Origin of the sequence: Salinivibrio sp. IB872 (assembly GCF_001995345.1) — a bacterium.
In the GTDB taxonomy this organism is placed as follows: Bacteria; Pseudomonadota; Gammaproteobacteria; order Enterobacterales; family Vibrionaceae; genus Salinivibrio; species Salinivibrio proteolyticus.
This window is the reverse complement of record NZ_MUFO01000063.1, coordinates 1-10,934: the sequence shown is the minus strand read 5'-3', so window position 1 is coordinate 10,934 and position 10,934 is coordinate 1. Positions and strand designations below refer to the sequence as shown.

The 10,934-nt window shown below is 49.8% G+C and carries 7 protein-coding genes, 1 tRNA gene and 2 rRNA genes; 5 read left to right on the top strand and 5 right to left on the bottom strand.

Going from position 1 to position 10,934, the window contains the following annotated elements; all coding sequences use genetic code 11:
- The 3 genes from BZJ18_RS15985 to BZJ18_RS15975 all read left to right on the top strand — a co-directional run.
- A 23S ribosomal RNA gene (locus tag BZJ18_RS15985) occupies positions 1–270 on the top strand; the annotation flags it as partial.
- Between the two features lie 115 nt (positions 271–385).
- Positions 386–501 (top strand): 5S ribosomal RNA (gene rrf / locus BZJ18_RS15980).
- A gap of 186 nt (positions 502–687) precedes the next feature.
- Positions 688–764: transfer RNA gene (locus tag BZJ18_RS15975), tRNA-Asp, on the top strand.
- 78 nt (positions 765–842) lie between these two features.
- Here the strand turns inward: BZJ18_RS15975 and ilvY are convergent.
- Positions 843–1,706 (bottom strand): HTH-type transcriptional activator IlvY, encoded by an 864-nt coding sequence (gene ilvY / locus BZJ18_RS15970; RefSeq protein ID WP_077458238.1) that lies wholly within the window; start codon positions 1,704–1,706, stop codon positions 843–845.
- A gap of 131 nt (positions 1,707–1,837) precedes the next feature.
- Between ilvY and ilvC the strand changes: the two genes are divergently transcribed.
- On the top strand, positions 1,838–3,325 hold the full coding sequence (gene ilvC, locus BZJ18_RS15965) for a ketol-acid reductoisomerase (protein WP_077458234.1): 1,488 nt from the start codon (positions 1,838–1,840) through the stop codon (positions 3,323–3,325).
- 55 nt (positions 3,326–3,380) lie between these two features.
- On the opposite strand, the gene ubiK is transcribed toward ilvC, so the two are convergent.
- The 4 genes from ubiK to BZJ18_RS15945 all read right to left on the bottom strand — a co-directional run bounded on the left by ubiK (position 3,381) and on the right by BZJ18_RS15945 (position 8,566).
- Positions 3,381–3,641 carry a ubiquinone biosynthesis accessory factor UbiK gene (gene ubiK / locus BZJ18_RS15960; protein WP_069590334.1) on the bottom strand — a complete coding sequence of 87 codons (261 nt, stop codon included), beginning with the start codon at positions 3,639–3,641 and terminating at the stop codon, positions 3,381–3,383.
- Between the two features lie 92 nt (positions 3,642–3,733).
- Positions 3,734–6,826: a multidrug efflux RND transporter permease subunit gene (locus BZJ18_RS15955; RefSeq protein ID WP_077458232.1), complete on the bottom strand. Its 3,093-nt coding sequence runs from the start codon at positions 6,824–6,826 to the stop codon at positions 3,734–3,736.
- 12 nt (positions 6,827–6,838) lie between these two features.
- The gene (locus BZJ18_RS15950) at positions 6,839–7,945 is read right to left on the bottom strand and encodes an efflux RND transporter periplasmic adaptor subunit (protein WP_077458230.1); all 1,107 of its coding nucleotides are present in this window, start codon (positions 7,943–7,945) and stop codon (positions 6,839–6,841) included.
- 21 nt (positions 7,946–7,966) lie between these two features.
- On the bottom strand, positions 7,967–8,566 hold the full coding sequence (locus tag BZJ18_RS15945; protein WP_241824997.1) for a TetR/AcrR family transcriptional regulator: 600 nt from the start codon (positions 8,564–8,566) through the stop codon (positions 7,967–7,969).
- 129 nt (positions 8,567–8,695) lie between these two features.
- Between BZJ18_RS15945 and rep the strand changes: the two genes are divergently transcribed.
- Positions 8,696–10,717 (top strand): DNA helicase Rep, encoded by a 2,022-nt coding sequence (gene rep, locus BZJ18_RS15940; protein ID WP_077458228.1) that lies wholly within the window; start codon positions 8,696–8,698, stop codon positions 10,715–10,717.
- Positions 10,718–10,934 lie beyond the last annotated feature (217 nt).

Here is a 10,934-nt window from a genome sequence, read left to right as displayed (position 1 = left end):
ATTGAGGGGAGCTGCTCCTAGTACGAGAGGACCGGAGTGGACGAACCGCTGGTGTTCGGGTTGTGTCGCCAGACGCATTGCCCGGTAGCTAAGTTCGGCACAGATAAGCGCTGAAAGCATCTAAGCGCGAAGCTGGCCCCGAGATGAGTCATCCCTAGAGCTTCGAGCTCTCTAAAGGGTTGTCGTAGACGACGACGTTGATAGGCAGGGTGTGTAAGCGCTGTGAGGCGTTGAGCTAACCTGTACTAATTGCCCGTGAGGCTTAACCATACAACACCCAAGAGGTTTTGGGTTGGACTCGAAATAAGCCAGTTGATTGTGGCGAGAACGAACAGCTTTCTAGATTAAGTGTTTTGACTGAAAAGTGAAGACAAAACAAATTTTGCTTGGCGACCATAGCGCTTTGGACCCACCTGACTCCATGCCGAACTCAGTAGTGAAACGAAGCAGCGCCGATGGTAGTGTGGGGTCTCCCCATGTGAGAGTAGGACATCGCCAGGCTTTGAATACAATTGATTAAAGCAAAGAGATATAAGCCTTTAATCATACAGAATGAATTGGTGCGGAGTGGTAGTTGCGCCGATGGTAGTGTGGGGTCTCCCCATGTGAGAGTAGGACATCGCCAGGCTTTGAATACAATTGATTAAAGCAAAGAGATATAAGCCTTTAATCATACAGAATTGGTGCGGAGTGGTAGTTCAGTTGGTTAGAATACCGGCCTGTCACGCCGGGGGTCGCGGGTTCGAGTCCCGTCCACTCCGCCACTACTTAGAAGCCCTAGCTGAAAAGCTGGGGTTTTTTGCGTTTAAGCCCCAGCATCATTGTGTTGGGGCTTTTTGTGTTTATCGCATGACATCGAGTAGGGCGTTGAGTAAAGGCTCTTTTGCGCGGGAAGCTTTACAACAAAGGCCCAGCTCGAGAGGTTGCACAATTTCTTGGCGTAAGCGCTCAACCTTATCTTTTACGGGGCTGTTATCAATCACCACGTCCGGCGCCACACCAATACCACAGCCTAATGCCACCATACTGACAATCGCCTCGTGGCCTGCTATTTGTGCGTAGACGTTTGGCTCGATACCTTTACTGGTCAACCATTGATCAGCGAGTTCGCGCGCTGTCCCTGCTTCGGGCAAGATTAACGGTGTGTGTTGCCAGTCAATGGCTTGTAAGTCAATGCCACTGCTGGCCATTGCTGGCGCGATAACCGACAAACTGACTGTATCAATCGGTTGAAACACCAAACTAGATGATAAGCGCTTGGGTTTAGCGGCAATAGCAATGTCGGCACTATTATCTTGCACTTTCTCTTCTGCTTGAGCGGGGTCGCCGGTCAGCAGTTGTAGCTCGATATTTGGGTATTGTTGACGAAACCGCGCGAGGAGCTCAGGTAAATGACTATAGCTTGCCGTGACTGAACAAAAGAGCGTGAGCTTGCCGCCGAGCAAAGAGGCATGTTCATTGATACTGGCCTTCGTGGTGTGCCAAAGCTGCAGGATATCGCGTGCGACGGGAAGCAGCGTTTTACCGGCTGGGGTGAGGTTGACCGCTTTATTGGTGCGAATAAACAGCGGCTGACCAATATCTTCTTCGAGACGTTGGATGATTCGGCTCAGCGCAGAAGGGCTGACGTGCATGGCTTGTGCCGCACGGGTATAGCTTTTGGTATCACAGAGGTGAAGAAAACCCGTAAGTTGTTTGGTGTTCATGGTGTGTTCTTGCTTTATTTGCAATGTCATGTTGTGAATATATCACTTTAGGCAATGTGATGGTTAAGGTAGTATCAAAATCAAGCGGTGAAAACACACCCAATCACGGATTTGAATCAATGGAGCACCCCATGGCGAACTACTTTAATACCCTGAATTTACGTCAACAATTGGAACAATTAGGCGTATGCCGATTTATGGATCGTGATGAATTYGCCACCGAGGCCGAATTTCTCAAAGGTAAAAAAGTGGTGATTGTGGGCTGTGGTGCACAAGGGCTCAACCAAGGCTTAAACATGCGTGACTCGGGTCTTGATGTGGCTTATGCACTACGTCAGGCTGCCATTGATGAAAAACGTCCCTCTTATCAAAACGCGGTCGAAAATGGATTTGAAGTGGGTAGCTATCAAGATTTGATCCCACAGGCAGACTTGGTGATTAACCTTACGCCAGATAAACAGCACTCCAACGTGGTTGAAACTGTAATGCCACTGATGAAAGAGGGCGCCGCGCTCGGCTACTCACATGGCTTTAATATTGTCGAAGTCGGTCAGCGTATCCGTGAAGACATTACTGTGGTTATGGTTGCGCCAAAGTGCCCAGGTACCGAGGTGCGTGAAGAATACAAACGCGGCTTTGGTGTTCCGACGCTGATTGCCGTTCACCCAGAAAATGATCCTAAAGGTGAAGGCTTTGAGATTGCGAAAGCATGGGCCGCTGCAACCGGTGGTCACCGTGCTGGTGTACTCGCATCCTCATTCGTAGCAGAAGTGAAATCCGATCTGATGGGTGAGCAAACTATTTTGTGTGGCATGCTGCAGGCCGGATCCATCGTTTGCTACGAGAAAATGATCGCAGAGGGTGTTGAGCCAGGTTATGCGGGTAAGCTTATTCAGTACGGCTGGGAAACCATTACGGAAGCGCTGAAGTTCGGTGGCATCACCCATATGATGGATCGCTTGTCCAACCCTGCGAAAATCAAAGCCTTTGAACTGTCGGAGTCGCTTAAAGAACTGATGCGTCCTCTTTATAACAAACATATGGATGACATCATTTCTGGCCATTTCTCCGCGACCATGATGGCCGATTGGGAAAACGGCGATAAAGATCTGTTCACATGGCGTGAAGAAACGGCACAGACCGCTTTTGAAAACTATCCCGAGTCGGATGTAAGCATCAGTGAGCAAGCGTTCTTTGATAACGGTATTTTGATGGTTGCTATGGTGCGTGCAGGGGTTGAGCTTGCTTTTGAAGTGATGGTGTCATCCGGCATTATCGAAGAGTCAGCCTATTACGAGTCATTGCATGAATTGCCTTTGATTGCCAACACCATCGCGCGTAAGCGTCTTTATGAAATGAACGTGGTCATTTCAGATACGGCTGAGTACGGTAACTACTTATTTGCAAACGTCGCGACACCGCTGCTGCGCGAACACTTTATGCCAACAGTGGGTGCTGATGTGATTGGTAAAGGACTCGGAGAAGCCTCTAATCAGGTCGACAACGCCACCTTAATCGAGGTTAATGACCGTATTCGTAATCATCCGATTGAGTATATCGGTGAGGAATTGCGAGGCTATATGACTGATATGAAGCAAATCGCAATTAATAACCACTAACGACACAGTATGAGATGAAAGCCTGGCCAGTGGTCAGGCTTTTTTAATGATGAATTTAGGCGTCAGTGTCTTGGTTGAGCTTTTTTTCCATCTCTGCGAGTTTGGCTTCAAGCTCGGTCAACTTTTGACGGGTGCGTAGTAGCACCTGAGTCTGCACATCAAACTCTTCACGGCTTACCACGTCGAGCTTGGTCAACTGACCTTGAATGGCTTGGCGCACACGGCTTTCCATATCCGTGCCTAACTCTTTGACAGGCTGAGGCATGGCGTCGTGAATTTGCTTGGCCACTTGCTCAAGTTTTTTGGGGTCAAACATGGAATACTCCTTCATTAACTGCCTTTATTCTATGTAAATACGGACAGCTTGTCGAAAGATGACAAAAGAGAAAGGGCCCGAAGGCCCTTTAATTAGTGTGACGCGTGATAGTCTTTATCGAGCTTGTCGAGCTCATCGTCTTCGACAAACACAGGCAGTGGTTTGTGTTTGCTGGCCAGATAGGTATAAATCACTGGCAAAACGAATAGGGTAAACAAGGTACCGATAGCAAGACCTGCCACGATCACAATCCCGATGCTAAAGCGTTGCTCGGCACCTGCGCCGGTGGCGAACATCAGAGGGATCAGGCCAGCAATCATTGCTGCAGTGGTCATTAAGATCGGGCGCAAGCGAATTTTAGCCGCTTCTTTGACCGCATCCATCCGACTGGCTTGATGATGCAGCTGCTGCTCTTTGGCTACCTCACAGATCAAAATACCGTGTTTGGTAATCAGACCTATCAAGGTGATCAACCCGACTTGCGAGTAGATATTCATGGATGACAGCCCCCATGCGAGTGCAATTAATGCACCACAAATGGCGAGCGGTACAGAGACCAAGATCACCAGTGGGTCGAGCAAGGATTCAAACTGAATCGCAAGGACCAGATAAATGATCGCTAGCGCGAACAAGAAGGTGGCATAGAGTGCGCTACCTTCTGTGACGTATTGGCGAGATTCACCGAGGTAATCGTGTTGATAGCCTTTAGGCAACTCTGCCGCTTTGCTTTCAAACCAGTCAACAGCAGTCCCCATGGTTACGCCAGGCGCTGCCACTGCACTGATTGTGGCGGCATTCAATTGGTTGAAGTGCGGCAGTGAACGTGGCTCTGCGGTAATGTCGATATCAATCAGCGAACCGAGTGGAATTGACTCACCATTTGCCGCGCGTACGTAATAACCTTCGATAGACTCAGGGTTGAGGCGATATTTACGCTCAACTTGTGGGATCACTTCATAAGAGCGTCCATCAAAGTCGATACGATTCACATAGCCATCCGCCATCATGGTACCAATGGTGGCACCGATGTCTCGCATGGTCACTCCGTAGGAACCCGCCTTGTCTTTATCAATGCTGATGTTCATGGTGGCCGAGTCAAAATTAAGGTTCAGCTCCGAATAGACGAAATTCGGGCTAGATTGAACCTCTGACATGATTTCAGCCGTCACTTGATAGAGACTTTCGAAGTTATTCGGTGTCGTCACCACGAATTGGATTGGTAGGCCAGACGAGGCGCCGGGGAGCTCTGGCATCTCAAAGGTGGTGACTTTCATGCCCGGAATGTCTTTCACTTCCTCGGCCATGCGCTTCACGATTTCTGACTGACTGGCTTCACGCTCACTCCATGGCACCAAAGAAGCAATACCAAATGCTTGATTCGACTTAGGTACCCCAGAGAAGACCTGAGAGAAGGCCACTTCTGGTTGTTCGTCGAGCTTTTGGTTGACTTCTGCCATGGTGTTTTGGATGTAATCCAAGTTAGCGGTCGAGGGAGCAGTACCCATCATCACGACCACCCCTTTATCCTCCGAAGGCGCAAGCTCGCTGGGGATAAAGCTGAACAGAACCGGCAAGGACGCAAACACGATCACGGCGAAAGACAAGATCACCGGACGACGTTGCATCACCTTATCCAGCATGCCAGCGTAGCGCTCTGTCATACCATCTAAGAAACGGTGGACTGCCAATTCAAAACGGCTTGGCTTTGCGTGGGCTTTTAACATCGATGAACACATCACTGGCGAGAGAGTGAGTGCCACAATCCCCGAGACAAACACGGCCCCGGCAAGTGTAAGCGCAAACTCCTTAAACAGTGAGCCCGTGATCCCGCCCATCATGGCGATAGGGGCATACACAGCCGCCAGTGTCAGTGTCATTGAGATAACTGGCACGGCAATCTCCCGCGTACCAATAATGGCCGCGCGGAAAGGCGATTCACCCAGCTTGATATGTCGGTCGATGTTTTCGAGGACCACGATTGCATCGTCAACCACCAAGCCGATGGCCAACACCATCGCCAGTAGCGTCATCAAGTTCAGCGAGAAACCAATCATTTCCATGACCAAGGCCACACCAATCAATGACAACGGAATGGTGATGATAGGAATGATAACGGCGCGGAATGAGCCCAAGAACAAGGTAATCACCACCAGTACGATAATGGCCGCTTCAATGATGGTTTTTACTACCTCATGAATGGACTCATTAATCGCTTTGGTAGAGTCATACAGTACGTTCATTTGGATATTGCCCGGCATGTTGCGCTCGACTTCGGGGAGCATTGCAGTCACGTCTTCGGCAATATCAATGGGGTTGGCGGTAGGTGCTGCATTGACCGCCGCGACCACTGCCTCTGAGCCATTCGCAATGGCGCGGAAGCGATCATGGCTTTTCTCTAGCGAGACTTTGGCAATATCCCCAAGGCGCACCACGCGACCCTCTTGGGTCTCGACCACCAAATTACTGAGCTCTTCTGGGGTCGACACCTGGGTGTCGGCGCTACCGTTGTAAACCATATAGGTTCCGATAGCTTGACCGGTGGCGGACTGGTAGTTATTGGCACTCAGTACCGACATAACATCCGTGGCCGTTAGGTTAAACCCGGCCATTTTCTGAGGATCCAGCCAAACACGTAGACCGTATTTCACCCCGCCGTATAAGTCGATTTTCGACACCCCGTTTACGGTGAACAGCTGAGGCTTCACGACACGCTCGAGGTAATCAGTGATCTGACTTGAATCGAGCTCCGGTGAGGTAAAGCCGATATACATCACCGCAGTGGTTGAACCCGTCGACATCGATACCGAGGGGTCCTCTGCCTCAGTCGGAAGCTGTGCACGCACCGAATTGACCTTGGCAAGAATATCCGCCAGTGCCGCGTTCGGATCCGTGTTTAGCTTCATGTTGACGGTAATCGTCGAGGTCCCCAGCACCGATTCTGAGGTCATAAAGTCAATATTGTCAGCTTGGGCGACGGCCTGCTCGAGTGGGGTGGTGATAAACCCCTGAATCAAATCGGCACTGGCACCATAGTAGCTGGTTGTGATGGTGACCACGGTATTGGTCATTTCCGGGTATTCCCTGACTTGCATCTTAAAGAGCGACTGCAAGCCTAGCAGCGCAATCAGTATACTGATTGAGGCTGCCAGTACTGGGCGCCGGATAAAAATATCAGTAAAGCGCATCACATCCTCGTCTTACAATTGAGGTAATTGTTCTGGTGGTGTGAGAGCGTCATTTTCGACGATTTTCACTTTTGAACCGTTGCTCAAGCGCACTTGGCCGGACGTTACCACGAGATCGCCAGGTGCGAGACCATCAATGATTCGGACTTGGTGGCCACGACGCTCGCCCACTTTAAGCACTTGCTGATAAGCACGCTTTTCGCCATCTTCTTCACGGATCACGTACACACTTTCGCCATACAAAGTGAAGTTGATCGCGGTTTGGTCAATCACGATTTGATCTTCAATGGTCGGTAAGACGATATCGGCGCGGGCAAACATCCCTGAGCGCAACTGGCCGTCGTTGTTGGGAATGTTGGCTTCTACTTTAATCAGGCCGCTCTGACTATTGACGGCTGGCTCGATAGCACTAATTGAGCCGATAAACTCCATTTCTGGATACGCATCAACGGTGATACGTAGTGGCTGACTGAGACGGATTTTAGCAATGTCCGTTTGTGGCACGGTAAAGCGAAGCTTCATGACAGAGGTGTCTTCTAAACGAGCAATATCGGTACCTGGCTGCAAATATTCACCCATGAAGACATTACGCAGACCYATGACCCCATCAAACGGCGCTTGGAGGTTACGACGAGCGATGGTGGCTTTCAGCGCCGTGATATCCGCTTGTAACGAACGATAATTCGCTTCGGCTTCATCGAGTGCCTCTTTAGAGATGGAGCCTTTGGCAAACAGACCCTGGTAGCGTTTAAATTTTGCTTCCGCAGCAGGTAGGCGCGCTTGGGTACTGGCAAGGTTGGCTTTTTCAACACTGGAGTCAAGTTCCACCAAATTTTGACCCTGCTCGACGGTTTGGCCTGATTCGAAATTGATCACATCGACGACCCCAGCAATTTGTGTGGTCAGGGTGATCCCTTGATTTGGCTCGATAAAACCAATTGCGTCGATGGTGGGGGTCCATGGCTCAGCAGCAATCGTCACGGCCGTCACCGGATGGGTTGGTTCTGGCATATTTGCCATGTATTCCGCTATCTTTTGCTGCTTGAACAGGTTAAAGCCAATCACACTGCCAAACAGCAGCAGTGCAAGGATCAGCATGACAAAAAACCATTTTTTCATCGAAGTTAGCTCCGAACGTCGTTAGTGAAGAGAAATTGCATCCCAGCAAGCGCGAATTGCATCTGCGATAGCATCATCGTTCAGGGTTATAACACCCCGAACCTGTTTGCGAGCTAAACAAACCGCCGGTTCTAGCCCGAGAGTGATCAAAACGTCATCGTCCATGGGTTTGAATAGCCTTTGGTCTTTACCTTGTTGAATCACCCGATAAAGGTCAGCAAATGCGATGCGTTCCTGCTGAGTGTGTGCATGGTCATCACGTGGTAGTGCTTCGAATTGATCACGTGATAACAGGAGGTGGTCGCGCTGTAACATCATGTGCCAAGTATTGCGCCATAGGCGTTCAAATTGGTCGCGCAGCGTTGGTTCATCCTTAACCCCATGTTGAATGTGTGTCGCGCATTGCATCATCAGATGCGCAGATAATTGAAGGAGTAAGTCATCCTTGTCATCGAAATAGCGATAAATGGTGCCAGCTGCTACGCCAGCATGCTTGGCGACTTGCTGCATCGAGACTTTATCGAGCCCACGTGTCGCAATGAGTTGCTCAGTGGCTGACAAAATTTGGGTGCGTTTATCCATACTGTGCATGGTATCAATAGTGAATGAACGTTCATTCATTCTAGTCTGTTTTTTGCGCGAGTGACAAGCGCAAAGTGTAGTTAATCTTTGTGACAAGCGCGCGTAAGATAGACATGTGAGTGTTTCCCTCTACAATGCCAACTCAGGTTAAAAAGAGGCGTTGTCACCATGAAACTTAACCCCGCGCAGTCCGATGCGGTGCGCCATATTTCCGGCCCTTGCTTGGTTTTAGCGGGAGCCGGTTCAGGAAAAACACGTGTTATTACCCACAAAATCGCCTATTTGGTTCAACAGTGTGGGTATAAAGCGCGTCATATTGCGGCGGTCACCTTTACCAACAAAGCAGCGCGAGAAATGAAAGAACGTGTCGCGCAAACGCTCGGCAAGCAAGAGTCGCGTGGCCTGATGGTGTCAACCTTCCACACCCTAGGTCTGAATATCATTCGGCGAGAATATAAAACCTTGGGGCTCAAGGCGGGCTTTTCGCTCTTTGATGACCAAGACCAATTGGCCTTGCTTAAAACCTTGACCGAAGATGAGCTGGATAATGATAAAGACTTGCTGCGTCAATTAGTGCATACCATCTCGAATTGGAAAAATGCGATGCTGGGGCCTGATGAGGCACTGGCGCAGGCGCAAGGTGAGCGCGATCAGCTATTCGCTGCCTGCTATGCGCGTTATCAAAAACAAATGCGCGCGTATAATGCGTTGGATTTTGATGACTTGATATTGATGCCGGTGGCGTTACTTAGTCAGAATCAAGCGGTACGGGAGCGCTGGCAAGCACGCATTCGTTACCTGCTCGTAGATGAGTATCAAGATACCAATACCAGCCAGTATCAGTTGGTAAAACTGCTGGTGGGCGAGCGTGCGCGCTTTACGGTGGTTGGGGATGACGATCAGTCGATTTACTCATGGCGAGGCGCCCAGCCGAAAAATCTCGTTTACCTGCAGCAAGACTTTCCGCGCTTGCACGTGGTGAAATTGGAGCAAAACTACCGCTCAACCAGCCGTATACTGCGTGCCGCCAATATTTTGATTGCCAATAATCCGCATGTTTTTGAAAAAACGCTTTTCTCAGCATTACCTGATGGGGACATGCTAAAGGTATTGACGGCGAAAAATGAAGAACATGAAGCCGAGCGTGTGGTGGGTGAGCTGATTGGCCATCGCTTTCTGGGACGCACCCAGTATAAAGACTACGCCATCCTTTATCGCGGAAATCATCAGTCTCGTCTCATCGAAAAAGCGCTGATGCAAAACCGCATCCCGTACAAAATATCGGGCGGCACCTCCTTTTTTGCCCGCGCAGAAATTAAAGACATCATGGCTTATTTGCGCTTGCTGACCAACCAAGACGATGACAACGCCTTTTTACGTATTGTGAATACTCCGCGACGCGAAATCGGCCCTGTCACGTTGGAAAAACTGGGTAGCTACGCAAACCAGCGAGGCAAAAGCTTGTTTGCGGCGAGCTTCGAGTTAGGACTGACGCAGCATTTGTCGGGCCGAGGATTGGCCTCGTTACAGGCGTTCACACGTTGGATTGTTGAATTGTCCGATCAGGCTGAACGTGGCGATACAGTCGCCGCAGTAAGGGCGTTGTTGCGTGATACCCATTACGAAGATTGGCTATATGAGACCTCGCCCAGCCCCAAAATGGCGGAAATGCGGATGAAAAATGTCTCGGATCTCTACAGCTGGATAGTGGCTGATTTAGAGGGCGACAATCCGGACAACATCGAGCGCAGTTTACGAGAAGTGGTTCAGCGCCTTACGCTGCGCGACATGATGGAGCGAGGTGAAGACGATGATGATGCCGATCAAGTGCAGCTGATGACCTTACATGCGTCTAAGGGGCTCGAATTTCCCTATGTGTATATGATTGGTATGGAAGAAGGCTTGTTGCCTCACCAGTCGAGTATCGACGAAGACAATATCGATGAGGAGCGGCGTTTGGCGTACGTGGGGATCACGCGGGCACAAAAAGCGCTGACTTTTGTAGTCTGTAAAGAGCGTCGCCAATTTGGCGAGTTGATTAAGCCGCAGCACAGCCGTTTTCTCGACGAATTGCCGTTTGAGGATGTGGAATGGGAGATGAACAAAAAGCCCGTTTCACAACAAGAGCGCATGGAGAAGGGACAAGCCGCGATCGCGAACCTAAAAGCGATGTTAAACCAAAATAAATAAGCGCCGTTGATACGGCGCCTCAGACTGCTGACAAAGGTCTAGCTTTCGAGCTAGACCTTTGATCTAATAGGAGTGTCGCAATAGGGATGCTCCGGTATGCTTCAAGAACCTTCTCCACACCAATATGAACTTGAAATGGTGACGATGGAACAACTTGTTCCCAAAGACCATCTTGTTCGTAAAATCGACCGTGCCATCGACTTCGAGTTTATTTATT

What these genes read in the sequence shown, in the direction of transcription:
- ubiK (WP_069590334.1), bottom strand. Translation starts at nt 3,641, where the DNA reads ATGTTTGACCCCAAAAAACTTGAGCAAGTGGCCAAGCAAATTCACGAC.
- rep (WP_077458228.1), top strand. Translation starts at nt 8,696, where the DNA reads ATGAAACTTAACCCCGCGCAGTCCGATGCGGTGCGCCATATTTCCGGC.
- ilvY (WP_077458238.1), bottom strand. Translation starts at nt 1,706, where the DNA reads ATGAACACCAAACAACTTACGGGTTTTCTTCACCTCTGTGATACCAAA.
- BZJ18_RS15955 (WP_077458232.1), bottom strand. Translation starts at nt 6,826, where the DNA reads ATGCGCTTTACTGATATTTTTATCCGGCGCCCAGTACTGGCAGCCTCA.
- BZJ18_RS15945 (WP_241824997.1), bottom strand. Translation starts at nt 8,566, where the DNA reads ATGAATGAACGTTCATTCACTATTGATACCATGCACAGTATGGATAAA.